The organism is Nocardioides sp. (assembly GCF_029937575.1).
Lineage (GTDB): Bacteria > Actinomycetota > Actinomycetes > Propionibacteriales > Nocardioidaceae > Nocardioides.
On sequence record NZ_JAPYPS010000020.1, the window covers coordinates 38,731 to 63,668 of the forward strand.

A 24,938-nucleotide genomic window follows, 5' to 3' on the forward strand; every position below is an offset into this window, starting at 1 on the left:
GCATGCGGCGGCGTGGGCGGAGCCCTCGCCGTTGAGCGCGCCGTTCAGTCGACCGCGAGACCCGGTCGACGACGCCCCGGGCGCCACACCAACCCCGAACACCCCACCAGGACCAACTCCGAAGGACAGCCCCCGAAGAACGATCACGAGTCGAAGCCCAATCCCACCCGGTCCAGCCCCCGCAGCCACAGGTTGCGATGACCCCCGGAGCGGTCGGCGCGCTCCAGGGACCAGCGGGTCGCGTTGATGCCCAGCGCGCGCAGCGGCTCGGGCGGGAACGGCAACGGCTTGGTGCGCACCATCTCCAGCTCGGCGCGCTCCGACGCCACCCCGTCGAGGAGGTCGAGCATCACGTCGGCGCCGAAGCGCGTGGCCGCCACCCCGAGCCCCGTGTAGCCCAGGGCGTACGCCGCGCGCCCGGCGTACGCCGTCCCGAAGAAGGCCGCGAAACGGCTGCAGGTGTCGATCACCCCGCCCCACCGGTGCGTGAACCGCACCCCCTCGAGCTGGGGGAACGTCTCGAAGAAGTGCGCGGCCAGCAGCCCGTGGGTGCGGTCGGACTGCTCGAGGCCGCGGTCGATCCGGGAGCCGTAGTGGTAGACCGCGTCGTAGCCGCCCCACAGGATCCGGTGGTCGCGGGTCAGCCGGAAGTAGTGGAACAGGTTGGCGCTGTCCCCGACACCCTCCCGCCCGGCCCAGCCGATGGCGGCCCGCTGCTCGGCCGAGAGCGGCTCGGTCATCAGCACGTGGTCGTAGACCGGGACCGTCATCAGCCGCAGTCGACGCAGCAGCGGCGGGAACGCGTTGGTCGCCAGCGCCACCCGCCTGGCCCGCACCTCGCCACGCGCGGTGCGCGCGACCACGCCCCACCCGTCGGGCTCCACCGACCGCACGGGACTTCCCTCGTGGATCACCACCCCGAGGTCGAGACAGGCCTGACGCAGACCCCACGCCAGCCGTGCTGGCTCGACCATCGCGGTGCCGGTGCGGTCCAGCAGCCCGGCGACGTACGTCGGGGAGTCGACGCGGGCGCGCACGCCTGCGGCATCCAGGAGCTCGACGTCGTGGCCGTGCTCGCGCATCAGGTCGCACGCCTCCGCGAGCTCGGCGGCCTGGTGCGGCGCGGCGGCCACGGCCAGCTCACCGGTCTCCTCCCAGTGACAGTCGATGCCGTGACGGGCGATGGTCTCCCCGATCTCGCGGAGGTTCTGCGCCCCCATCGCGTCGAGGCGAGACAGCTCGTCAGGCCAGCGCTCGAGGCCGTTGAAGAAGCCGTGCGTGAGGGAGGCTGCGGCGAAGCCGCCGTTGCGACCGCTCGCCTCGTAGCCGCACGCCCCGGCCTCCAGGACGGCCACCGAGCGGCCCGGGTCGCGCTCGACGGCTCGCAGGGCCGTCCACAGCCTCGAGTAGCCCCCGCCCACGACGACGAGGTCCGCCGCGGCCCGACCGACCAGCGGTGGCAGCACGTCGGGTCGGGCGGGGTCGTCGAGCCAGTAGACGCCTCGGCGCGCCCCCGCGAGCGCCCCAGCGGCACTCACAGCGACACACGCCGCCGGCGGTTGTTCAGCTCGCCGGCCACGACGATGGCGATCGAGACCACGATCATCACGGTCCCGATGACGTTGATCTGCATCGGCACGGTGCGCCTGCTCACGCCGTAGACGTACATCGGGAAGGTCGTGGTGTTCCCGGAGTTGAGGTTGGTGATGATGAAGTCGTCGAAGGACAGCGAGAAGCTCAGGAGCGCGGCACCCAGGATCCCCGGGAAGACCAGCGGGAAGGTGATCCGCCAGAAGGTCTGGGCGGGGGTGGCGTAGAGGTCCATCGCGGCCTGCTCGAGGTTGTCGTCCATGCCGGCCAGGCGGGCTCGGACCGTGACGACGACGAAGGACAGGCAGAACATGATGTGGGCGACGAGGATCGTCCAGAAGCCCAGCTGGCCGGCGAGACCGGAGGCCACGAACATCGCGAGCAGCGACGAGCCGAGCACGATCTCCGGCGCGGCCATCGGCAGGAAGATGAGCAGGTTGCTGGTCGAGCGCCCGACGAACTCGTGGCGCACCATCGCGAAGGCGGCCAGGGTGCCGAGGACGGTGGCGACCAGGGTCGCGAGCAGCCCGATCTCGATGCTGCGCCCGAGCGCCTCGCACATGCTCGGGTCCTCGCAGGGATTCAGCCAGTTGTCGAGGGTGAAGCCCTGGAACTGGTAGATCTTCGACTGCTCGCTCAGCGGCTGGTTGAAGCTCATCAGGACCACGACGGCGATGGGCACGAACGTGTAGGCGAGGACGAGCAGGCCGAGGATCAGGACCAGGTGGTCCTTGAGCCAGCCCACGAGGTCGCCCCGCGGTGCTCGCGCCGGCGTCGGGGTAGGCGTGGGTCGCGGTGGGCGAGGGGCACCGCCCTGGGCGACCGGGCGCGCCCTCGCTCCGGGCTGGGGGTCCTGGAGGTCGGTCACAACAGCTCCTCGGTCCCGGCGCGACGGACGTAGACGATCACCATCGCCAGGATCATCAGCATCAGGATCACCGACAGCGCCCCGGCGGCGGGGTAGTCGTTGGCGTCGGTGAACAGGCTCTGGATGACGTTGCCGATCATCCGGGTGTTGGTGTTCCCGAGGATCTCGGCGTTGATGAAGTCGCCCACGGCCGGGATGAAGGTCAGCAGCGTGCCCGACACGACGCCGGGCAGGGACAGCGGCCAGGTCACCTTGAAGAAGGCGCGCACCGGGTTGGCGTAGAGGTCGCCGGAGGCCTCGATCAGGCGGTAGTCGATCTTGTCGAGGCTGGCGAAGAGCGGCAGCACCATGAACGGCAGGAAGTTGTACGTCAGTCCGGCCACGACCGCGAACGGGGTCGCGAGCAGTCGGTCGTCCGCGCCGAGGATGTGCACGAACTGCAACGTGTCGACGACGAACCCGTCGTCGGCGAGCAGCAGCTTCCACGACAGGGTGCGGATCAGGAAGCTGGTGAAGAACGGGGCGATCACCAGGACCAGGAGCAGCACCTTCCAGCGCCCCGACTTGAAGGCGATCGCGTAGGCCAGGACGTAGCCGAGCACGAGGCAGAAGAACGTCGCGGTGGCGCCGTACAGCAAGGAGCGCAGCATCGGCTGCCAGTAGTCCCGGATCACGTCGACGTAGTTGCCGAACGCGTAGGACATCTCGTAGCCGCGGAAGTCCGAGCCGGACGGGTCGTAGAGGCTGGTCGCGACCAGGGAGTAGAAGGGGAAGGCGAAGAAGAGCAGGAGCCACAGCCCGCCCGGAAGGATCAACAGGTATCCGACGCGGCCCTTGCGCCGGGTCGTCTCAGCCATCGACACCGACCTGCTGGGCACCGGCACTGGCGTCCTGCGACTGGTCGAGGACGAAGGCGTACTCCGGTCGCCAGGACAGCTCGACCGACTCACCCACCCGGAACATCCGGACCCGGCCGGTGTTCTGCTGGAAGACCTGGAGCTCCTGGCCCCACGGCATCCGGACGAGGTACTGCGTGCTGACCCCGACGAAGCTGACGTCGGTGACGACGCCGCCCGGGATGGTGTTGCCGGGGGCGTCCAGCTCCTCACCCGGCTCGCCGATGAGGACCTTCTCCGGACGGATGCCGACCCACCCGGCGTCGCCGTCGGTGTGCGTGCGACCCGTCGGCACCGACACGGTGATCCCGTGCATGTCGACGGTCACGACGTCGGAGGCGCGGGAGGTGATCGTGCCGGCGATGAGGTTGGACTGGCCCAGGAAGTTGGCGACGAAGGTGCTGCGCGGGTTCTCGTAGAGCTCGGCCGGGGCGCCCATCTGCTCGATGAGGCCCTTGTTCATCACCGCGACCGTGTCGGCCATCGTCATGGCCTCCTCCTGGTCGTGGGTGACGTGGATGAAGGTGAGACCGACCTCGGTCTGGATCCGCTTGAGCTCGATCTGCATGGAGCGGCGCAGCTTGAGGTCCAGCGCTCCGAGGGGCTCGTCGAGCAGCAGCACCTCGGGCTTGTTGATCAGCGCCCGGGCCAGGGCGACCCGCTGCTGCTGGCCCCCGGAAAGCTGGGCGGGTCGCTTGCGGGCCTGGCTGCCGAGCTCGACGAGGTCCAGCATGTCGGCCACCTGGGTCTCGACGTCGCGCTGCTTGCGGCGGCGCAGCCCGAAGGCGACGTTCTCGAAGATGTCGAGGTGCGGGAAGAGCGCGTAGCTCTGGAAGACCGTGTTGACCGGCCGCTGGTAGGGCTTCGAGCGGGTGATGTCCTGGCCCGCCAGCGTGATCGTGCCGGACGTGGGGCTGTCGAGGCCGGCCACCATCCGCAGCGTGGTGGTCTTGCCGCAGCCCGACGGACCGAGCAGGGCGAAGAACGACCCACGGGGCACGTCGAGGTCGAGGTCGTCGACCGCCGTGAAGGCCGCGAACGACTTGGTGAGCCCCGCGAGCCGGAGGCCGTCGTACGCCGCGTCCAGCTGCGCTGCCGGATCGATCTCAGCCGCCTGTGACATTGGCCCACTCCCTCTCGTACTCCTGCGACTGCCGGTCGTCAAGCGGCATGAAGTCGAACGTCTCGGCGAGCACCTGCTCGTCGGGGAAGATCAGCGGGTTGTCGACCAGCGAGGCGTCGACCTTCTCCATCGCCTGGCGAGCGCCGTCGACGGGGCAGATGTAGTTGACCCACGCGGCGAGCTTCGCGGCCACCTCGGGCTCGTAGTAGTAGTCGATCCAGGCCTCGGCGTTGGCCTGGTGGGTGGCCAGGTTGGGGACCAGCATGTTGTCGCTCCACAGCGCCAGGCCCTCCTCCGGCACGACCCACTTGATGTCGGGGTTCTCGAAGGTCGCCTGGATGACGTCTCCGGACCACGCCTCGCACGCCACGACGTTGCCGGCGGCGAGGTCGTTGAGGTAGTCGTTGCCGACGAAGGAGCGGATCTGACCGTCGGAGACCACCTTGCGGAGCTCCTCGATGGCGTTCTCCCACTCCTCGGGGGTGAAGTCGTCGGGATCGGCGCCCTGCACCTTGAGGACGAAGGCCATCGTGTCGCGCATCTCCGAGAGCAGCGTCACCCGGCCCTTGAGGTCGGCCCGGTGGAGCAGCTCGTCGAAGGAGCGCACCTCGCCCACCTGGGCGGCGTTGTAGGCGATGCCGGTCAGCCCGCTCTGCCACGGCGCGTGGTAGCTCAGGTCTGCGTCCCACTGACGCCCACGCAACGGCGCGATCAGGTTGGCGTGCAGGTTGGGCACCTTCGCCTTGTCCAACGGCTGGATCCAGCCGAGGGAGATCATCCGCGCCGCCATCCAGTCGGTGAGCACGATCAGGTCCCGGTCGATCGGCTCGCAGGCGCCCAGCTGGTTGCGCACCTTGGCGTAGAACTCGGCGTTGTCGTTGACGTCGTCGGTGTAGGACACCGTGATCTGGCGACTGTCCTCGAACTGCTGGAAGGTCCCCTTCTCCTTCTTGCGCGGGTCGATGTAGCCGGTCCAGTTGGAGATGATCAGCGAGGAGTCGCTCGACGAGACGTCGCCCGCCACGCACGAGGCCGGATCCTGCTGCGCGCCCGGGGCGTCGAAGAAGGGCAGCTTGAGGGCGCCGGCCCCGATGCCGGCCACGGCGAGTCCGCCGCCTGTCTGCAGGAGTCGCCTGCGCGTCACCGCGCCGCGACCACTCCCCACGACTGACGACATGCGACCACCTCCTCCGCGGACCGGGGCCAGTCTCGGGATCGTGTCATGCAGACCGGCAGTCGACAAGGGATCTAGTCGAGACGAAACACTCTGGCAACGAAATCAGTTGTTTGACGTCGCCAGCGGCGACGAGCCGACATGTGGACGGCCGGATCAGGCACCCACGGGCCAGGTGTCGTAGTTTGCCGCCATGAGCCCCAAGCATTCCCCGGCTGTGCCATCCGCCCTGCTCGACGACGTGTCCAAGGCGATCATCGAGGAGCTCCAGCACGACGGACGACGCTCGTACGCCGCCATCGGCAAGGTCGTGGGCCTGTCCGAGGCCGCCGTGCGCCAGCGGGTGCAGAAGCTCACCGAGGCAGGGGTGATGCAGGTCGTGGCCGTGACCGACCCGCTCCAGCTGGGCTTCGCGCGCCAGGCGATGGTCGGGCTGAAGGTCACCGGTCCGCTCGAGACCGTCGCCGACGCCGTCGCCGAGATCGCCGAGGTCGACTACGTGGTCGTGACCGCCGGGGCCTACGACCTGCTCGTCGAGGTCGTCTGCGAGAGCGACGACCACCTGCTCGAGGTGCTCTCCTCGCGGATCCGCACGATCCCGGGCGTCGTGGCGACCGAGACGTTCATGTATCTGCAGCTGCGCAAGCAGACCTACTCGTGGGGCGTGCGGTGACGCGGCCGCGCCGGCGGACGCGTCCTGCGGTGGTCGCGGCTCAGCCGCTGACCGCCAGCCGGTAGCCGCGCTTGACGACGGTCTGCACCGACCGCGTGCCGATCGCCGAGCGCAGCCGCGCCACGGCCATCTCGACGGCGTGCTCCGAGCCGGCCGTGCCGGACGGCAGGTGGGCGAGCAGGTCCCCGCGGGAGACCACGTGACCGGGGTTGACCAGCAGGGCGTGCAGCACCGCCAGGGGGGCGGGTGAGAGCTTGACCTCGAGGCCGTCGAGCAGGACGTCGTCGCCGTGCAGGAGCAGGGTCCGGCCGACGATCTCGATCGAGGTACCGGCCGAGCGCGAGGGCAGCTCGACCTCGAGCTGCTTGATCATCGCCGCGAGCCGGGAACGCTCCGGGAAGATCGACGGCACTCCCCACAGCTCGAAGGCTGCTGCGGTGACGGGCCCGACGCAGGAGGCGAGGACGTCGGCCTGGAAGGCGCTGACGACGTCCTCGCGGCGTCCGGTCGAGCCGGCCGCCTCCATCAGGGCCGCGACCGCCGGGGCTGCGGTGAAGGTGACCGCGTGCACCTCGCGGTCGGCGATCTGGTCGATCAGGTGGAACATCGGCTCCGGGTCCTCGGCGGCCACGACCCGGTAGACCGCCACCGAGGTCACGTCGGCGCCGCGGCGCCGCAGGGCGTGGGCGACCATCGAGAGCGACTGGCCGTGCTCCTGCACGACGATCCGCTGGCCGTCGAGGCCGCGGCCGCGCAGGTGCTCCAGCACGTCCTCGAACTCCTCGGAGGCCGGCGCCCACAGCTCGCGCAACCCGTGGGCGCGCAGCGCGCCGACGCTCTTCGGTCCGCGAGCCAGGATCTCGGCCTCACCCAGCCGGGCGAGCAGCTGGTCCTTGAGCCCCCACCGGTCGGCTGCGGCGAACCACGCGCGCAGCCCGATCCCGGTCGTCGCCAGGAACAGGTCGATCGGGCGGCTCAGCACGTCGTCGGTGGCGCTGCGCAGGTGCGCCTCCTCGACGTGGTTGTCCTCCAGCGACAGGGCGGGCGCCCAGACGACCTCCGCCCCGCGTCGCTCGAGCAGCCCGACCTGCTCCTCCACCTTGCGTGCCGCCGTCACCCCGACCCGGAACCCCGCGAGGGGCGGATCAGGAATCGGGTTCATGCGGCTCCTCGTCTCGGGACTGCTGGGCACCGACCCACACGGTGCGGTCGGCGCCGACGGTCACGGCGTACGTCGGCACCTGGACTGCTGCATCGACTCCCTTGTCCAGGCAACGACCGGTCCGCAGATCGTAGGCCTGTTTGTGCAGGGGCGATGCGACGAAGGGCACATCGACGTCGTCGGCGGTCCGGGTCCCGACGATCCCACGGCTCAGCACCGAGGCCCGGCCGATCGGGTCGTAGTTGGCCAGCGCGTAGACCTCGTCGGTGTAGGTCCGGAAGACGGCCACTGCCTCGCCACCCACGAGCGCGACGACACCGCCCTCGACCTCGATGTCGTCGAGGCGGCACACGGGGGTGCCGGCAGTGGCAGGGGTGCCCGCACCGTCGGTCGATGCCTGGGTCGGATCGGTCTCGACGCTCACGAGGCACCCACCGAGCCGACGGGGCCCGCCGGGCCCACCGGAATGGTCGTGCCCAGCGAGACCGGGCCCGCGGAGTCGGCGGGCACCGACTGGCCGCGCTCCTCGCGGAAGGAGATGTGCGGGTCGGGCACGTCGGGCGCGTTGACGAAGGAGACGAACCGGGCGAGCTTCTCGGGGTCGTCGAGCGTCTCCTTCCACTCGTCGAAGTAGCCGCCGACGTGGCGGGCCATCGCGGCCTCCAGCTCGGCGCCGAGGCCGAGCGAGTCCTCGACCACGACCTCACGCACCCGCTCCAGGCCGCCGTCGAGGCTGTCGACCCACGGGGCGGTGCGCTGCAGGCGGTCGGCCGTGCGCACGTAGTACATGAGGAACCGGTCGAGGTAGCGGACCAGCGTCTCGGTGTCGAGGTCGCCGGCCAGCAGCCGGGCGTGCACGGGGGTGGCCCCGCCGTTGCCGCCGACGTAGAGGTTCCAGCCCTTCTCGGTCGCGATGACGCCGAAGTCCTTGCCCCGCGCCTCGGCGCACTCCCGCGCACACCCGCTGACCCCGCCCTTGAGCTTGTGCGGCGAGCGCAGGCCCCGGTAGCGCAGCTCGAGGTCGATCGCCAGCTGCACCGAGTCCTGCACGCCGTAGCGGCACCAGGTCGAGCCGACGCACGACTTCACCGTGCGCAGCGACTTGCCGTAGGCGTGGCCGGACTCGAAGCCGGCGTCGACGAGGCGACGCCAGATCGCCGGCAGCTCCTCCATCCGGGCGCCGAAGAGGTCGATCCGCTGACCGCCGGTGATCTTGGTGTAGAGCCCGAAGTCGCGGGCCACCTCACCGATCACGATCAGCTTCTCGGGCGTGATCTCGCCACCGGGGATCCGCGGCACGACCGAGTAGGTGCCGTTGCGCTGGATGTTGGCCAGGTAGGCGTCGTTGGTGTCCTGCAGCGTGCGGGTGGCGCCCTCGAGGACGTGACCGTTGAGCTGGGTGGCCAGGATCGAGGCGACCACCGGCTTGCAGATGTCGCAGCCGCGACCGCGACCGTGGCGGGTCACGATCTGGTCGAACGACGTGTGCTCGTGGACCGCGACCACGTCGTACAGCTCCTGGCGGGTCAGTGCGAAGTGCTCGCACAGGGACCGGTCGACGGTCTTGCCCTGCGCGGTGAAGTAGTCCTCCACGATCGACTTCACCAGCGGCTTGCACGAGCCACACGTCGAGCCGGCCGCCGTGCACGCGGTGACACAGCTCGGGCTGTCGCAGGTGCCGCCGTCGGCGACGGCCTCGGTGATCTGTCCCTTGGTGACGTCGTTGCACGAGCAGACCTGGGCCTCGTCCGGCAGCACCACTCCCCCGCTGCCGCCGCCGCGGGACGCGGGGAGGATGAGCTCCTCGGGGTTCTCGGGGAGCGGGATGCCGGGGTTGGTGTCGGTCGCGACCATCGGACGCAGCAGGCCGTACGACGTCGCGTCGCCGACGAGGATGCCGCCGAGCAGGCGAGTCCCGTCCTCGCTGACGACGAGCTTCTTGTAGATCCCCGCGACGGCGTCGGAGAAGACCAGCTCGAGCGCGTCGGGCGTCGTGGCGAAGGCGTCACCGAAGGAGGCGACGTCGACGCCCATCAGCTTGAGCTTGGTCGACATGTCGGCGCCGGTGAAGGCACCGGGACCGCCGAGCAGCGCGTCGACGGCGACCTCGGCCATCGTGTAGCCGGGAGCGACCAGGCCGTACATCCTCCCGCCGGGCGCGGCGCACTCGCCGATCGCCCACACCGTCGGGTGGCTGGTGGAGCGGCCCTGCTCGTCGACCAGGATCCCGCCGCGCTCGGCGAGGTCCAGGCCCGCGGCGCGCGCCAGGCCGTCGCGGGGTCGGATGCCGGCGGAGAAGACCACGACGTCGGCGTCGATCGCGTCGGCGTCCTTGAGCCCGAGACCGGTGACCCTGTCGTCGCCGAGCACGGAGGTGGTCATCGCCCCGGTGTGCACGCTCAGGCCGAGCTCCTCGATGTGGCGGCGCAGCGTGGCGCCACCGGCGTCGTCGACCTGCACCGCCATCAGGCGCGGCGCCATCTCCACGACGTGCGTCTCCAGTCCGAGGTCGCTCAGCGCCTTTGCGGCCTCCAGACCCAGCAGTCCCCCGCCGATGACGGCGCCCACGCGCGCGCCGGACGCGGCCTCGCGGATCGCCTCGAGGTCCTCGATGGTGCGGTAGACGAAGCAGCCCGGCAGGTCGCGGCCCTCGATCGGCGGCACGAACGGTGCGGCGCCGGTCGCCAGCACGAGCTGGTCGTAGGTCAGGACCTCGCCGTCGGCGAGCGTCAGCGACCCGGCCCCGGCGGTGTCCGGGGCGGCCGAGCCAGTCGGGTCGATCGCGACGACCTCCGCACCCAGGCGCAGCTGGACCCGCGGGTCGTCGTAGGCCCCCAGCGGCAGCAGGGACAGCGCGTCGGCACCCACCTCGAAGTACGACGTGAGCGCCACGCGGTCGTAGGCCGCCCGGTTCTCCTCACCGATCACCACGATGTCGTGGGTCTCGGTGAGGCCGCGCTCGATCGCGGCCTGGACGAAGCGGTGGCCGACCATGCCATGGCCGACGACCACGAGACGGTGACGAAGATGGGCCATCATCGGAGGTTCCCTTCGGTACTTTCGGGGCTTTCGGGGCTTTCGGGGATCTGTTCGGGGCTTTGCCGGGCGCTTGCCGTGGGTGCTGTGGTGCTGGTGGAGCCGGGGGTGCTGCGCTGGGCGAGCAGCTGGCGGACCGTGGGCGCGCAGCCGCCGCAGCCGGTCGTCGCCCGAGTGGTCTCGCGGACGGTCTCGAGCGAGGAGCAGGCGCGGATCCGGCCGGCGGTGACGCCGGCGCAGGCACAGACCTCGGCCTCGTCGGTCAGCACGACCGGACGCACGGGTGCGTCGCCCAGGAGCAGGTCGCCCGGCTCGTGGGGCGCCAGGACCGTACGGCGGTCGAAGAGCTGGGTGATCAGGCCGATCCGGGACAGGTCGCCGACCATGGTGGCGGCCACGATCCGGTGGTCGCGCACGACGAGACGGCGGTGGGTGCCGGCGATCGGGTTGGCGATCTCGACGACCTCCCCACCCGCCGTGACCTCGCGCTCGGGCTCGCCGAGGACCGCGACGTCGAGGTCGGTGGCGCGCAACCGGGCGACCACACGGCTGCCGTCGTAGCGGACGTCCTCGCCGGCCAGACGGGCCGCGAGGAGCTCGGCCTGCTCCCACGCCGACGGCACGAAGCCCGACGTACGGCCGTCGTGCTCGGCACAGTCGCCGATGGCGCGGACCGCGGGATCGCTGGTGGTGAGGGTGTCATCGACGACGAGACCTCGCCGTACGTCGAGCCCGGCGCGGCGAGCGAGGGCGACCGAGGGGCGCACCCCGGCCGTGATCACGACGAGGTCGGTCTCGAGGGTGTGGCCGTTGTCGAGCTTGAGGCCGCAGCGCCGGTCGGAGGGGCCGTCCGGCCCCGCCCCACCAGCCCCGTCGGTGAACGTCACGGCGCGCGCGCCGGTGTAGACGGGGGTGTCGAGCCGCTTGAGGTTGCGGGCGAGGATCTTGCCCGCAGGCGCGCCGACGTGGCTGCGCAGGAGGTGCTCGCTGCCCTCGACGACCTCGGTCAGCACGCCGCGGATGCTGAGTGCGCGGGCGACCTGCAGGCCCAGGAGCCCTCCGCCGACGACGACCGCGCGGACGTCGCCTCCGGTCGCCTCGGCGCGTGCCAGGCGACCGGCGACGTCGGCGGAGAGCCGCAGGCAGTCGTCGAGGTGGCGGAAGGAGTGCAGCCGGTCGTGCAGGCGCCCGTCGAGCCGGACGAGTCCGCGGATCGGCGGCAGCGTGGGCAGGGAGCCGGTCGCCAGCACGAGGGTGTCGTAGGGCACGACGGTGCCGTCGACGAGCACGACTGCCCGGTCCTCGACGTCGAGCCGGTCGACTCGGGCGTCCAGGCGCAGGTCGACGCCGCGCTCGGCGTACCACTGGGGCGTGCGCAGCGTGATCGCGTCGACCGAGTGGGTGCCCTCGAGCACGGCCGAGAGCAGGATCCGGTTGTACGGCGCGTGGCGCTCCCCGCCGAGCACGGTGATGTCGTCGACGCCGCGGGACACCAGGGACTCGACGAGCCGGTTGGCGGCCATCCCGGAGCCGACGACCACGACCTTGCCCGGGCCGGCGGTGCTCCCGCTCACGAGGCCCCCACCCGCTGGGCCGACGCGACGTGCCTGATCGCTGCCGCGCAGACCTTGAACTCCGGCATCCGGCTCATCGGGTCGAGTGCGTCGTTGGTGAGCCGGTTGGCTCCGACCCAGTGGAAGGGCACGAAGATCGTGTCGGGCCGGATGGTCGAGACGACCCTGGCGGGCGCCTTGAGGGCACCGCGGCGGGTGCTGACCTCGACCTGGTCCCCGTCGCGTGCCCCGATCCTGCCGGCGAGCATCGGGTGCAGCTCGACGAAGATGCCCTCGTCGACGAGGTCGGTGATCCGACGGGTCTGGGCCCCGGACTGGTACTGCGCCAGCACCCGACCTGTCGTGAGGTGGACGGGGTAGTCCGCGTCGGGCTGCTCGGCCGCTCCGGCGTGGTCGACCACGAGGGCGCGCGCCCGTCCGTCGGCGGTGGCGAACGCGTCGGCGAAGAGCCGCGGCGTCCCGGGGTGCGCCGCGTCGGGGCACGGCCAGAACACACCCTGCTCGGCGCGGATCCGGTCGTAGGTGATGCCGGCGTAGTCGGCGCGACCGCCGGCCGAGGCCAGGGCCAGCTCGGCGAAGGCCTCCTCGGGGTCGAGCGGGAAGGAGGCCTCGCACCCGAGCCGGGAGGCCAGCCCGGCGATGACGTCGAGGTCGCTGCGCACGCCCTCGGGCGGAGCCACGGCCTGCTCGCGCAGGATGACGCGACCCTCGAGGTTGGTCATCGTGCCGCTCTCCTCGGCCCACTGGGTGACCGGCAGGACCACGTCGGCCAGGGCAGCGGTCTCCGACATCACGATGTCGGCGACGACCAACAGGTCGAGGGCCTCGAGCCGGTCGGTGACCTGGGTGGCGTTGGGCGCGGAGACCACGATGTTGCTGCCGTGCACGAGCAGGGCACGGGGTCCTCCGTCTGCGCCGAGCGCGTCGAGGAGCTCGTACGCCGAGCGGCCGGGGCCGGGCAGCGAGTCCGGGTCGACGCCCCACACGCCGGCCACGTGGGCGCGCGCCGCCGGGTCGTCGATCATCCGGTAGCCGGGCAGCTGGTCGGACTTCTGCCCGTGCTCGCGTCCGCCCTGGCCGTTGCCCTGGCCGGTCAGGCAGCCGTAGCCGGCGAACGGCTTGCCGCACATGCCCAGGCCCAGTGCGAGGTTGATCCAGGCGAGCACCGTCGCGGTGCCCTGGCTGTGCTGCTCGGCGCCGCGGGCGGTCAGCACCATCACCCGCTCGGAGCCGGCCAGCAGGGCGGCGACCTCACGCAGGTCGTCGGCCGCGATCCCGCTGACCCGCTCGACCCGCTCGGGCCACCAGCCCGCCACCGAACGCCGTACGTCGTCGAAGCCGGTGGTCCGCTCGGCGAGGTAGTCCTCGTCGAGCGCGCCGGCGGCGTCGAGCAGGTGCAGGAGGCCGAGCGCCACCGGCAGGTCGGTGCCGGGCACCGGCTGGAGCAGGTGGTCGGCGCGCTCGCCGGTGGTGGTCAGGCGAGGGTCGATGACGACCAGCCGCCCGCCGCGCTCGCGCAGACGGTCCAGGTGACGCGCCGCGGGCGGCATCGTCTCGGCCAGGTTGGAGCCGACGAGCACCACGACGTCGGCCTGCTCGACGTCGGAGAGCGGGAACGGCAGTCCGCGGTCGACGCCGAAGGCCTGGTTGCCGGCCGAGGCGGCCGAGCTCATGCACCACCGGCCGTTGTAGTCGATCTGGCTGGTGCCGAGCGCGACGCGGGCGAACTTGCCGAGGAGGTAGGCCTTCTCGTTGGTCAGCCCACCGCCTCCGAAGACGGCGACGCTGTCGTCCCCGGAGGCGGTGCGCAGCTCGGTGATCCGCTCGGCGACCAGGTCGAGCGCCTCGTCCCAGCCCACGGCGGAGAGCTCACCGGTCGTCCGGTCGCGCACCAGGGGGGTGGTGAGTCGCTCCCGGTGCCCCCGCAGCCCGCCGGCGGTCCAGCCCTTGCGGCACAGGGCGCCCTCGTTGACCGGGAAGTCGGGGCGCGCCCGCACCTCCAGCACGGCGCCACCCCGCGCCCGGCGAGGGGCGAGGGTCATGCCGCACTGGAGGCTGCAGTAGGGACAGTGGGTGTCGGTCATCCGGGGCTGACGCGCCTCTCAGATCCGCACAGCGGCAAGGCTGCTCGCCCGGCTGCTGCTCTTCTTCAGGTAGACCGAGAAGCACACGACCGCGCAGACCACGTAGTAGAGCGTGAAGACGAGGAACGCTCCCTTGGTGGCCGACAGCGGGTTGTCGACCCACGGCGAGGCGAAGGCCAGGGGGATCAGGAATCCGCCGAGGGCGCCGCACGCTCCGACGACGCCCAGGGCCGCCGACGCCTCCTTGGTCGCGACGCCGATGGCCCGGGTGCGCTCCGGCGTGCCCGCTGCGGTGGTCACCTCGGCCTCGTTGCGCCAGATCGCGGGGATCATCTTGTACGCCGACCCGTTGCCGATGCCGGTGGCGGCGAAGACGCACAGGAAGAAGCCGAGGAACCAGGGGAACCACGACTTGTTGTCGAGGGCGATCGTCGGGTCGGCGGTCGGGTTCGGGGTCAGCTGGGTCAGCGTCCACAGGACGGCGAGGGTGAAGACGATCATCGCGACGAACGAATACAGCGTGATCCGGGCGCCGCCGAACCGGTCGGCCAGCCAGCCGCCGAAGGGCCGGGTCGCCGAGCCGATCCCGGCACCGAGGAAGGCGTAGTAGGCGAAGAAGACGCCGGTGCCGAGAGGGGCCGGCTCCGGGACCCAGAAGTTGAGCTTGATCAGCAGCGGCATCGCGGCCGAGTAGCCGATGAACGAGCCGAAGGTGCCGATGTAGAGGAACGCCATGATCCAGGTGTGCGGCTTCTTGACGATCTGCAGCTGCTCGCGGGGCTTGGAGACCGCCGAGGTGAGGTTGTTCATGTAGCGCGCGGCGGCCAGGGTCGCGATCACGGCGAGGGCGGCGTACACGTAGGCGGCGATCTCCAGGTTGATCCCGGAGCCGCGGGCCTTGACCAGACCGAAGATGCCGGCGCCGCCGACCATCACGGGCAGCAGCAGCTGGATGATCGAGACGCCCAGGTTGCCTCCGGCGGCGTTGAGCCCGAGGGCGGCGCCCTTCTTGGCGGCCGGGTAGAAGAAGTTGATGTTGGCCATCGAGGAGGCGAAGTTGCCGCCGCCGAAGCCGGCCGTCGCCGCGATCAGGCAGAACGCCCAGTACGGCGTGTTCGGGTTCTGCACGGCCCAGGCGAAGGTCAGCGTCGGCACCAGGAGCATCGCCGCGCTGATCATCGTCCAGTTGCGCCCGCCGAACTTCGGCACCGCGAACGTGTAGGGAAGGCGCAGCAGCGCCCCGACGAGGTTGGGGATGGCCACCAGGACGAAGAGCTGCTGGGCGGAGAAGGCGAAGCCCTGGGCGACGAGGAAGGCCGAGCTCACGCTCCAGATCAGCCAGACGGAGAAGCCGAGGTGCTCGGCGAAGATCGACCAGACGAGGTTGCGGCGGGCGACCTGCTTGCCGCCGTTCTCCCAGAAGTCCTCCTCCTCGGGACGCCAGTCGTCGATCCAGTACCGGCCGCGGGCCGATCGCTGCTGGGTGGCCGACGTGGTGGTCGGTTCGCTGGTCACGGTCATGAGTCGCTCCTGGTTCGACGGATCGGGAATAGCCAGTAGTCAAGGCCGCGCAGGTTTCGGGCCCGGGGGGCCAGCCGAGAACGTTGTGTCACCGTCACCTCACGACCTCACGGACCTCACGGCCTCACGGCGGACACGGCTCCCGCACCGATGAGTCGGTGCCGGTCGGTAGAGTGGGTGACGGTGAGCCGGGAAGTCTGGTCGGCAGCGGAAGTCGATGGCGACTCCCGTTCAGTTGTGCGCATGCGCGTTCGTGGATCGACACCTTGAGGACCTCTAAGTGACCCAGACGCCCCAGCGGCCCGTTCGCCTCTTCTCGCGAGGCAGCTTCCTCGAGCACTCGCGGACCGCCGAGATCCTTCGGGCCGAGACCACCGGCGGCATCCTGCTGATCGCGGGCGCGGTCGCGGCGCTGGTGTGGGCCAACAGCCCGTGGTCGGACGCGTACGCCGACCTGCGCGAGCTCACCGTCGGGCCGTCCGCGATCCACCTCGACCTCAGCCTCGGCACGTGGGCGGCCGACGGCCTGCTGGCGATCTTCTTCTTCGTCGCCGGGCTCGAGCTCAAGCGCGAGTTCGTGGCCGGCGACCTGCGGGACCCCCGGCGTGCCGCCCTGCCCGTGGTCGCCGCGGCCGGCGGCATGGCGGTCCCGGCCCTGGTCTTCGTGCTGGTCAACCTCGGGACGGACAACCTGCGCGGCTGGGCGATCCCGACCGCGACCGACATCGCCTTCGCGGTCGCGATCCTCGCGGTGATCAGCAGCCACCTCCCCAGCGGCCTGCGCACCTTCCTGCTCACCCTGGCAGTCGTCGACGACCTGCTGGCCATCACGATCATCGCGATCTTCTACACCGACGAGCTGTCCCCGCTCTACCTCCTGCTCGCGGTGCTCCCGATCGCCGCGTTCGGCTTCCTCGTGCAGAAGCGGATCCGGTCGCCCTGGCTGCTCATCCCCCTCGCCCTGGTGGCCTGGGTGCTGGTGCACGAGTCGGGCGTCCACGCGACCGTCGCCGGGGTGCTGCTCGCCTTCACCGTGCCTGTCCTGCGCAGCGAGGCCGCCGGCGGGCCGGAGGCCGGACCCGGCCTGGCCGAGCACCTGGAGCACCTGATCCGCCCGATCTCGGCCGGGTTCGCCGTGCCCGTCTTCGCCTTCTTCGCCGCCGGCGTCACCGTGGGCGGCTTCAGTGGGCTCTTCGACTCCCTGGGCAGCAAGGTCGCCCTCGGGATCGTCGCCGGCCTGATCATCGGCAAGACGATCGGCATCGCCGGCTCCACCTGGCTGCTCCAGCGTTTCACCAAGGCCGACCTGGACGACGACCTGTCCTGGGTCGACGTCATCGGCATGTCCATGCTCGCCGGGATCGGCTTCACCGTCTCCCTGCTCATCGGCGAGCTCGCCTTCGGCACCGACGAGACCCTGGAGGCCGAGGTCAAGGTCGGGGTGCTGGTCGGCTCGCTCGTCGCGGCACTGCTGGCGACCGTGATCCTGCGGGTGCGCAACCGGGTCTACAAGCGCCTCCACGAGCTCGAGCAGGTCGACGCCGACCAGGACGGCGTCCCCGACGTCTACGACGACGCCCCCTCCCGCGAGGACGGCAGCGGCACCTCCGGTCCCACGACCGGGCGATCATAGGTAGGGTCGTCCGCATGGCACCCGAGAAGACCGAGGACGAGCCCACCATCGGCCGCCTCGTCAACGACGCCAGTCGCGACATCTCCACGCTGATCAGCAAGGAGATCCAGCTCGCCAAGTCCGAGCTCAAGCTCAGCATCAAGTTCGGTGTGACCGGCGTGGTCTTCTTCGCCGCCGCGGCGTTCATCGTGGTGCTGGCCATCATCATGCTCTCGGTGGCGCTGGCCTACTTCATCAACTGGAACGGCGACGGTCTCGCGCTGCACTGGGCGTTCCTGATCGTCTTCGGGCTCTACCTGGCGCTGGCTGGGCTGCTGGGCTTCCTCGGCATCAAGCAGGTCAAGCAGGCCGGCCCGCCCGAGCAGGCCATCGAGCAGGGCAAGCAGATCCCTTCGGCGCTCAAGGGCAGCGGCAAGGACTGACCCGCGCGGGCGGATCCAGCCGATCAGCCCGCCGCGCAGTCCTGGGTGGAGACCTGCTGCGAGCTCGCCGTGCCGTCGGCGGCTGCGTCGGAGACCTGCTCCCAGGTCAGCGCGTAGCCGGTGTCGCTGTCAGTGACCGACGCCGCGAAGATGACCCCGGCCACGTCACCCTGGGTGGTCACGATCGGGCCGCCCGAGTTGCCCGGACGGATGAGGCCGCGCAACGAGTAGACGCTGCGCAGGACGGTGCCGTCACCGTAGATGTTGGGCGACTTCAGCTGGGTCTCGGTACGCACCCGGCCGCGCTGCACGTCGTACGGCCCGTCCTGGGGGTAGCCCAGGATGGCGACGCCGTCGTCGGCGTCGACGACGAACTGCTGCTCCTCGTCATCGCCGGCGACGAACTCGAGCGCGGGGGTCTCGCCGCTCTCGAAGGCGAGCACGGCGATGTCGAGGTCGGGGTTGAAGTAGACGACCGTGCCACGCACGGTGGTCTCACCCAGGAGGATGTCGGGCTCGTCGACTCCGGCGACGACGTGGGCGTTGGTCATCAGGCGGTCGGGCGCGTAGAGGAAGCCGGTCCCCTCGACCCCGCGCCCGCAGGCGTTGTTGCCGCGGATCTTGAGCACGCTCGCTTGGGCGTTGCGGATGTCGGGGTCGGTGAGCAGCCGGCGGGCACCGGGGCTGACCTCGACGATGTCCTCGGGGGCGAAGGGCTCGAGGTAGCGCGGGAAGAAGCCGGTGCCGACGACGTTGTTGAAGTCCTGCAGGGTGCTGGCCGCGGTGGCGGGCAGGGCACCGTTGACGGCGCGCAGCACGGCTGAGTCGCGCACGAGCGGGGTCAGCGCGCCGATCCGGGAGCCGGAGATCGCGACGCCGAGGGCCCACGCCACCACGAGGACGGCCAAGGAGCTGAGCAGGGCGCCGCCGATCGCGTCGAGGGCGCGGGCCGGCTGCCAGGTGATCTTGTCGCGGATCCGCGAGCCGACGTACTGCATCAGCGCCTGGCCGACCGAGGCGAGCACGATCACGATGAACAGCGCACCGAGCGAGACACCGAGCGACGGGTCGGCGTCGCCGAGGATCTTGGGCGCCAGCAGGACGCCGCTCAGTCCGCCGAGGAGCAGCCCGGAGGTGGCGAAGGCACCGGTGACGAAGCCCTGCCAGTAGCCGGAGAGGGCGTAGGCCAGGACGAGCAGGAGCAGGAGGATGTCGAGGAGGTTCATCGGCGGCGCTCCTCGAAGTCGGTGTTGGGCTCGATGCGCTGGGCATCGGAGGGACGGCCACCCAGCATGTAGGAGGGGATCTCCCGCTCCGGCGCGTCGGGCAGGTCCTCGAGCCAGCCGACGAACTCGAAGAGTCGCGCCACGACCCCGCCCGTGAAGCCCCACAGGATGACGTCGTTGTCGTCGCCGATCAGGAATCCGGGCGAGCGCCAGCCCGACGGTCCGGTCACCACGATCCGGTGGGCGGGGTCGGCCAGCTCGCTGAGCGGCACCCGGTGGATGGCGTGGACCTCGTCGGGCGACTCCACCCAGATCGGCCCGGGCTCGCGCCACCAGGCGAGGATCGGGACGACGGCGAAGTTGCTCGGCGGCAGCCACAGCTCGGGCAGCTCGGCGAAGACCTCGACGCCCGTCGGGTCCAGGCCGATCTCCTCCTGCGCCTCGCGCAGCGCCGTCTCGACGAGGCTCTCGCCCGCCTCGACGCGCCCGCCCGGGAAGGAGACCTGGCCGGGGTGGGAACGCATCGTGTGGGAGCGCTCGGTCAGCAGCAGGTCGGGTCCGTCGTCGCCCTCGCCGAAGAGCATCAGCACCGCCGAGGGGCTCGCGTCGGCGCCCTCGGGGACGCGGAAGCGGGTGAGGTCGTGGACAGTGATGTCGTCGGCAGCCGCAGCGACCGGCCTGAGCCACTCGGGCAGCTGCGCCTGTGACGACTTCGAGGCCTCCGAAGACGTGCCTGGCGACGTGCTCACAGGGTGACCCCCAGGTGCTCCTCGGCCATCGCGACGACCTCGGCCTCGGTGTCCAGCCCCCCGGCTGCCTGGTGCACGACCCGGCCGTCGGCGTCGATCACGATGAACTGCGGGAAGCCCTGACCGACCCGGAGGTCGGGCTGGTCGAAGATCTCGCCGCCCGGGTCGGCGAGCTGGGGGTAGGTGGCCCCGACCATGCCGGCGAAGGAGATCGCCGCCTCGGGGTAGTTCTCGACGTCGATGCCCAGGACGCCGACCTGGTCGCCGTACGCGGCATAGAAGGACTGCAGAGCCGGCATCTCGTCGCGACACGGACCGCAGCCCGAGAACCACAGGTTGATGATGAGCGGGCCGTCGAGGCTGTCCAGCGCCACGTCCGGGCCGCCACCCAGACACGGCAGGGTGAGGTCCGGGAGCTCCCCGGCTCCACTGCCGGGCCGGCAGTCCTCGATGCCGGCCTCCACCTTCATCTCCCGCAGCGCAGGGGTGTCGACCTCGACGTTCGTGGCGCCCGGGGCGCTGATGGCGTCGCTGCACCCGGCGAGGAGTAGTGCCGCGACGACGACAGCCGCCGCCACGACCCCGCGTCGCCCGCCGCCGCCTCTGGTGCGCGACCCCGGCCTCATGCCGGGCCCTGGGTCTTGACGAGGGCGGCCGCGGCGACCGGGTCGGTCGGCCCCTCGCCGTACGACGGGCACCAGCGCGCGAGGGGACACGCGCCGCAGGCCGGCTTCTTCGCGTGACAGCGGCGCCGACCGTGCCAGATGACGTGGTGCGACAGCATGGTCCAGTCGCGCTTCTCGAAGAGCGCCCCGATCGCGTGCTCGGTCTTGACCGGGTCGGTCTCGTCGGTCCAGCCGAAGCGGCGCACGAGGCGACCGAAGTGGGTGTCGACGGTGATGCCGGGCACGTCGAAGGCGTTGCCGAGCACCACGTTGGCGGTCTTGCGCCCGACGCCGGGGAGCTTGACGAGGTCGTCGAGCCGCCCGGGCACCTGACCGTCGTGGTCGGCCACCAGTGCGGCGCTGAGCTTGAGCAGGGACTCGGTCTTGGCGCGGAAGAAGCCGAGCGGACCGATGATCGTCTCGAGGTCCTCGCGCTCGGCTGCCGCCATGGCCGCGGGGTCCGGGTAGGCGGCGAAGAGGACGGGTCGCACGGCGTTGACACGTCGGTCGGTGGTCTGCGCGCTGAGCACCGTCACGACGAGGAGCTGGAACGGATCGTCGAAGTCCAGCTCGCAGCCGGCGTCCGGGTAGGTCTCGGCCAGCACCCGGTTGATCCTGCGAGCGCGGCGCACCAGGCTGGTACGGGACTCGTCGGGCAGCACCGGGACAGCCTACGGCGATGCACCGACGAGCGGCCGACGTGCCCGGGTGGCGGGTCTCGACGCTGCCTGCGGCAAGCGGCCCACGAGCGGCGGGCAGGCGCCCCGGACGAGGCCGTGAGACCGTGAGGCACCTCGGGTTGCCCTGTGACATCGGCCACCCCCTAGGATCAGGGCAGCATGAGGTGTGCGCGTGGCACCTCTCGTCCTGCGCTACCAGCACACACCTGCACACCGGCCCACCACTTGGCTCACCCGGGAGGTCCTCCGTGGACAACGACGTACTCCGTCAAGCACCGCTGTTCAGTGCGCTCGACGACGAAGCGGCCACGGCGCTGCGAGCCTCGATGTCCGAGACCCGGTTGCGGCGCGGTGACGTGCTCTTCCGCGAGGGCGACTCCGGCGACAAGCTCTACGTGATCCTCGAGGGCAAGGTGAAGCTCGGGCGCACGTCCCCCGACGGCCGGGAGAACCTCCTCGCCATCCAGGGCCCCGGGCAGATGTTCGGCGAGCTCTCGCTCTTCGACCCCGGCCCGCGCTCGGCGACGGTGACCGCCGTGACCGACGCCGCGTTCGCCTCCCTGTCCCACGAGGACCTGCTGCGCTGGCTCGAGGGCCGTCCGGTCGTGGCCCGCGGGCTGCTCAACCAGCTCGCGGCGCGACTGCGCAAGGCCAACGACGTCGTGGCCGACCTGGTGTTCTCCGACGTCCCCGGTCGGGTGGCCAAGGCACTGCTCGACCTGGCCGACCGTTTCGGCCGCACCGCCGACGACGGCGTCCACGTGCACCACGACCTCACCCAGGAGGAGCTCGCCCAGCTGGTCGGCGCCTCCCGCGAGACGGTCAACAAGGCCCTGGCCGACTTCGCCTCGCGCGGCTGGCTGCGCCTGGAGCCCCGCTCGGTCGTGATCATGGACGTCGAGCGGCTCTCCAAGCGCGCTCGCTGAGATTTTCTCGCCCGGCTGACCCCCGAACACCTCCCCGCGTGCGTCGTAGGGGGTGAGAGGGGGTTCACCCATGAGGGACGAAGACGACTTCGCGGCGTTCGTCGCGGCCAGGTCGCCGGCGCTGTCACGCACCGCATACCTGCTGACCGGCGACGTCCACCACGCCGAAGACCTCCTGCAGACCGCGCTGTTCAAGGCGGCCAAGGCCTGGCACCGGATCGAGGGCGACCCCGAGCCCTACGTGCGTCGGATCCTCTACACGCAGAACATCTCCTGGTGGCGCCGTCGACGGCTCAGGGAGACCGCGCTCGGCGGGTACGACGAGGCGCAGTCGCTGCCGGACACCGAGCTGCGGCTGGCGATGATCGACGCACTGGGTCGACTGACCGCGCGTCAGCGCACGGTCCTGGTGCTGCGCTACGTCGAGGACCTCACCGAGGTCGAGGCTGCGGCCCAGCTCGGGATCACGGCCGGCTCGGTCAAGTCCATCTCGCGCCAGGCCCGGGCCCGGCTCCGCACCCTGGCCCCCGAGCTCGCCGAGTTCGTGGGAGCCGAGGCCGAAGGAGGCTCAGCATGACCGGACGACTCAGCGAGGAGCTCAAGCAGGCCGGCGACCTGGCCCCCGTCTTCACGGTCGCGCCCGACACCTACCAGCGAGCCCGGCGTGCCCGGCGGCGCGACCTCGGGCTCGCGGTGGTCTCGAGCGTTGCGGCGGTCGCGCTGATCGCGGGGATCGTGACGTCGGCCGCTGCGCGGGAGGACGCAGGGCCCCTCCCGGCCGACGGGCAGGGGCCGGTCGGCGTACCCAGTGTCGTCTACGGCATCCCGAGCGATGCCGACCTGGGGCCGGCCTCCAGCGACCTGGCCGTCGGTCGCAGCGCCGTCAGTCAGCTCACCGACGACGAGGAGCCCGTCGTGATCGACGACCGCGGCGGCTACCACCTGCTCGACCTGCCGGGTTTCTCGCGGCCTCTCCACATGCTGTCGCTCTCCCCCGACGGCCGACAGCTGGCCTGGGGCTGGAGCGAGAGCGCCTCGTCCGCCAAGGGCACGCCCTTCGGGGTGCGCATCGCCGACCTCGACTCGGGAGAAGTGCGGGAGGTCGCGATCGAGACAGGGACGTCGCCCTACGTCTACGACTTCACCTGGTCACCGGACGGTCGATGGCTGGTGTGGGAGGGCATCGGGGCGGGGCGCATCGCGCCGGGACAGGTCGTCTCGGAGCCGGTCCCGCGCCCCGGCGATGACAACATCCTGTACGCCGTCGACGACTCCGGCGTCGTCTCCATCGCCACCCTCAAGGCCCTGCGCGTCTGGGACGGCGAGCTCCTCAGCAACGAGGTACGTGAGACCGGCTGGTATCCCTCGATCTCGACCGTCGCCGACGGGGTGCTGGTCGAGACGATCCAGCGCGATCGCGACGACACCTTCACCACCCGCCACCGTCGGCTCGTGGACGGCGAGGTCGTCGAGGCGATCGCGACCCTCGACGACCGCTCGTTCGTCAGCGACCTGGGGTGGGTGGACGCACGACAAGCGCTCGTGCTGACCGTCGACACGCCCGCCTCCGGCGTCGGCCACCTGGACGTCCTCGACCTCTCCGACCCCGAGGACACCACGTCGTACCGGGTGGGCGAGGTCCGCGGACAGGGGGTGACCGTCGCCGCGGACCTGGTGGCTGCCGATCGACCCGGCATCGAGCGACCGGCGCAGGCGTGGGTGGTCGACGAGGACTCCTCGTCCTCCGCCGCGATGCTGGCGATCGGCGGCGCGGGGGGCCTCGTGGTGGTGGCCGGGCTGGGTTGGTGGATGCGCCGGCGCCGAGCTTGACCGGATCCACGTCCCGGATGCCCTGAAACATCACGACACGCTGCTCGCCCTCTGCTGTTAGGTCGCAAGACTTCGGTGACGGTTCTGGATCAGGACATCGGTAACACTGCAAGGGTTCGTGGTGGTGACACTTCTGCCCTGAGTCTCGGGCGGTGGCAGTCAATCAATCCATAGATCCTCGTGTCCGTCTCGCGCTCGCGAACTGGTCCGAGGACGCCCCGCGTGGTGCGGTCTCGACGTTCTGCGCCGAGCACGAGATCTCACGCAAGTCGTTCTACGAGCCACGCAAGCGCGCCAAGTTCGATGAGCCAGCGTCGGTGCTGGAGCCCAGGTCCAGGCGGCCGAGCTCTAGCCCGACGAGGCTGAGCGAGGAGATCGCGGCGCAGGCCGTCAGGGTCCACGCAGCGTTGGAGGGCCTCGGGGCTGGACCACGGGCCGATCAGTGTTCACGACAAGATGCACGCCATGGGCCTCGAGGGGGTGCCCTCGATCACGTCGCTGGCTCGGATCTTCCGCCAAGCAGGTGTCGCCAGGCTCGAGCGCAGAAGAAGCCCCGCTCGGCATGGCGCAGGTTCGTCTACCCCGAACCGAACGCGTGCTGGCAGCTCGACGCCACCGAGTACGTCCTGACCGGAGGGCGCAAGTGCTTCATCGTCAGCAACCGCCCACGCACAAGCCCGCCACCGCCCGAGCATGGAACGTCACCGATGTCTTGAGACACCAAGCATCACCGAAGTCCTGATGCAGAACTGTCACCGATGTCCTGAGACATCACACGGGAAGATCCTGAGTGTCCACAGATTTATCGAACACACTAGCGATTGTCGGTCGCAGGGAGTAGGATTGCGGCATGCCGCAGACCACCCCGACCGCGATCGCCGCGGTCCGCGACGCCCAGGACGCGCGCGCCGCGGCCGAGGTCGCCGAGCTGCAGTCAGTGGTCGCCTGGGCCGCAGCGCACCGGGTCGTGCTCGACGACGGCACCGGCGTCGTGACCGAGCAGACCTTCGGCGACAACGGCGTCCTCCTCGGTGGCGTCGGGTGCCCGCTGGTCTCCGAGTTCGACGTCTACGACCTCGCCGCGACGCTGGGCATGTCATCCGATG

21 protein-coding genes and 2 pseudogenes are annotated in these 24,938 nt (G+C 70.9%); 8 read left to right on the forward strand and 15 right to left on the reverse strand.

Annotated elements, in window-relative coordinates; genetic code table 11:
- Positions 1-143: 143 nt before the first annotated feature.
- The 5 genes from Q1K33_RS09310 to Q1K33_RS09330 are packed head-to-tail and all read right to left on the reverse strand — an operon-like array spanning position 144 to position 5,654.
- Complete coding sequence (locus Q1K33_RS09310; protein ID WP_300403147.1) at positions 144-1,538, reverse strand: FAD-dependent oxidoreductase; 1,395 nt, start codon at positions 1,536-1,538, stop codon at positions 144-146.
- Positions 1,535-2,458, reverse strand: coding sequence for an ABC transporter permease (locus Q1K33_RS09315; RefSeq protein ID WP_300403149.1), 924 nt, complete (start codon positions 2,456-2,458; stop codon positions 1,535-1,537). The genes Q1K33_RS09310 and Q1K33_RS09315 overlap by 4 nt, the downstream gene beginning before the upstream one ends.
- A complete protein-coding gene (locus Q1K33_RS09320; RefSeq protein WP_300403151.1) occupies positions 2,455-3,315 on the reverse strand; it encodes an ABC transporter permease in 861 nt (286 codons plus the stop codon). The genes Q1K33_RS09315 and Q1K33_RS09320 overlap by 4 nt, the downstream gene beginning before the upstream one ends.
- A complete protein-coding gene (locus Q1K33_RS09325) occupies positions 3,308-4,477 on the reverse strand; it encodes an ABC transporter ATP-binding protein (protein ID WP_300403153.1) in 1,170 nt (389 codons plus the stop codon). The genes Q1K33_RS09320 and Q1K33_RS09325 overlap by 8 nt, the downstream gene beginning before the upstream one ends.
- A complete protein-coding gene (locus Q1K33_RS09330; RefSeq protein WP_300403155.1) occupies positions 4,461-5,654 on the reverse strand; it encodes a spermidine/putrescine ABC transporter substrate-binding protein in 1,194 nt (397 codons plus the stop codon). Before Q1K33_RS09330 ends, Q1K33_RS09325 begins: the two co-directional genes overlap by 17 nt.
- A gap of 190 nt (positions 5,655-5,844) precedes the next feature.
- Between Q1K33_RS09330 and Q1K33_RS09335 the strand changes: the two genes are divergently transcribed.
- Positions 5,845-6,324 (forward strand): Lrp/AsnC family transcriptional regulator, encoded by a 480-nt coding sequence (locus tag Q1K33_RS09335; protein ID WP_300403157.1) that lies wholly within the window; start codon positions 5,845-5,847, stop codon positions 6,322-6,324.
- Positions 6,325-6,364: 40 nt separating this feature from the next.
- Here the strand turns inward: Q1K33_RS09335 and Q1K33_RS09340 are convergent, their stop codons facing one another.
- From Q1K33_RS09340 to Q1K33_RS09365, 6 genes are read right to left on the reverse strand one after another with little or no spacing between them, the layout of a single operon-like run.
- A complete protein-coding gene (locus Q1K33_RS09340) occupies positions 6,365-7,486 on the reverse strand; it encodes a uroporphyrinogen-III synthase (RefSeq protein ID WP_300403159.1) in 1,122 nt (373 codons plus the stop codon).
- Positions 7,470-7,910 (reverse strand): nitrite reductase small subunit NirD, encoded by a 441-nt coding sequence (gene nirD / locus Q1K33_RS09345; protein ID WP_300403161.1) that lies wholly within the window; start codon positions 7,908-7,910, stop codon positions 7,470-7,472. Before nirD ends, Q1K33_RS09340 begins: the two co-directional genes overlap by 17 nt.
- Positions 7,907-10,525, reverse strand: coding sequence for a nitrite reductase large subunit NirB (gene nirB, locus Q1K33_RS09350; RefSeq protein ID WP_300403163.1), 2,619 nt, complete (start codon positions 10,523-10,525; stop codon positions 7,907-7,909). Before nirB ends, nirD begins: the two co-directional genes overlap by 4 nt.
- Positions 10,522-12,096: an FAD-dependent oxidoreductase gene (locus Q1K33_RS09355; RefSeq protein ID WP_300403165.1), complete on the reverse strand. Its 1,575-nt coding sequence runs from the start codon at positions 12,094-12,096 to the stop codon at positions 10,522-10,524. The genes nirB and Q1K33_RS09355 overlap by 4 nt, the downstream gene beginning before the upstream one ends.
- Complete coding sequence (locus Q1K33_RS09360) at positions 12,093-14,180, reverse strand: molybdopterin oxidoreductase family protein (protein ID WP_300403167.1); 2,088 nt, start codon at positions 14,178-14,180, stop codon at positions 12,093-12,095. The genes Q1K33_RS09355 and Q1K33_RS09360 overlap by 4 nt, the downstream gene beginning before the upstream one ends.
- Positions 14,181-14,198: 18 nt before the next feature.
- The gene (locus Q1K33_RS09365; RefSeq protein ID WP_300403169.1) at positions 14,199-15,701 is read right to left on the reverse strand and encodes an MFS transporter; all 1,503 of its coding nucleotides are present in this window, start codon (positions 15,699-15,701) and stop codon (positions 14,199-14,201) included.
- 280 nt (positions 15,702-15,981) lie between these two features.
- On the opposite strand from Q1K33_RS09365, the gene nhaA reads away from it, so the two are divergent.
- Both nhaA and Q1K33_RS09375 read left to right on the forward strand, forming a co-directional pair.
- Complete coding sequence (gene nhaA / locus Q1K33_RS09370; RefSeq protein ID WP_300403171.1) at positions 15,982-17,334, forward strand: Na+/H+ antiporter NhaA; 1,353 nt, start codon at positions 15,982-15,984, stop codon at positions 17,332-17,334.
- Positions 17,335-17,348: 14 nt separating this feature from the next.
- The gene (locus Q1K33_RS09375) at positions 17,349-17,756 is read left to right on the forward strand and encodes a phage holin family protein (protein ID WP_300403173.1); all 408 of its coding nucleotides are present in this window, start codon (positions 17,349-17,351) and stop codon (positions 17,754-17,756) included.
- Positions 17,757-17,779: 23 nt separating this feature from the next.
- Here Q1K33_RS09375 and Q1K33_RS09380 read toward each other — a convergent pair whose 3' ends face one another.
- Genes Q1K33_RS09380 through nth form a run of 4 tightly spaced genes read right to left on the reverse strand, consistent with a single transcriptional unit; the run spans position 17,780 to position 21,058 of the window.
- Positions 17,780-18,982, reverse strand: coding sequence for a MarP family serine protease (locus tag Q1K33_RS09380; RefSeq protein ID WP_300403175.1), 1,203 nt, complete (start codon positions 18,980-18,982; stop codon positions 17,780-17,782).
- Positions 18,979-19,731, reverse strand: coding sequence for a CoA pyrophosphatase (locus Q1K33_RS09385; RefSeq protein WP_300403177.1), 753 nt, complete (start codon positions 19,729-19,731; stop codon positions 18,979-18,981). The genes Q1K33_RS09380 and Q1K33_RS09385 overlap by 4 nt, the downstream gene beginning before the upstream one ends.
- A complete protein-coding gene (locus tag Q1K33_RS09390) occupies positions 19,728-20,309 on the reverse strand; it encodes a TlpA disulfide reductase family protein (RefSeq protein ID WP_300403179.1) in 582 nt (193 codons plus the stop codon). The genes Q1K33_RS09385 and Q1K33_RS09390 overlap by 4 nt, the downstream gene beginning before the upstream one ends.
- Before the next feature lie 44 nt (positions 20,310-20,353).
- A complete protein-coding gene (nth, locus tag Q1K33_RS09395) occupies positions 20,354-21,058 on the reverse strand; it encodes an endonuclease III (RefSeq protein ID WP_300403181.1) in 705 nt (234 codons plus the stop codon).
- Between the two features lie 266 nt (positions 21,059-21,324).
- Here nth and Q1K33_RS09400 point away from each other — a divergent pair, with 266 nt between their 5' ends.
- The 5 genes and pseudogenes from Q1K33_RS09400 to Q1K33_RS09420 form a co-directional block, all read left to right on the forward strand.
- Entirely contained in the window at positions 21,325-22,002 is a 678-nt protein-coding gene (locus tag Q1K33_RS09400) for a Crp/Fnr family transcriptional regulator (protein ID WP_300403182.1), read from the forward strand.
- 70 nt (positions 22,003-22,072) lie between these two features.
- A complete protein-coding gene (locus tag Q1K33_RS09405; protein ID WP_300403184.1) occupies positions 22,073-22,579 on the forward strand; it encodes a SigE family RNA polymerase sigma factor in 507 nt (168 codons plus the stop codon).
- A complete protein-coding gene (locus Q1K33_RS09410; protein ID WP_300403186.1) occupies positions 22,576-23,832 on the forward strand; it encodes a hypothetical protein in 1,257 nt (418 codons plus the stop codon). Before Q1K33_RS09405 ends, Q1K33_RS09410 begins: the two co-directional genes overlap by 4 nt.
- Positions 23,833-24,002: 170 nt before the next feature.
- Positions 24,003-24,485 (forward strand): annotated as a pseudogene (locus tag Q1K33_RS09415) (IS481 family transposase); the annotation flags it as partial.
- Positions 24,486-24,682: 197 nt separating this feature from the next.
- Positions 24,683-24,938, forward strand: a pseudogene (locus tag Q1K33_RS09420) (hypothetical protein); the annotation flags it as partial.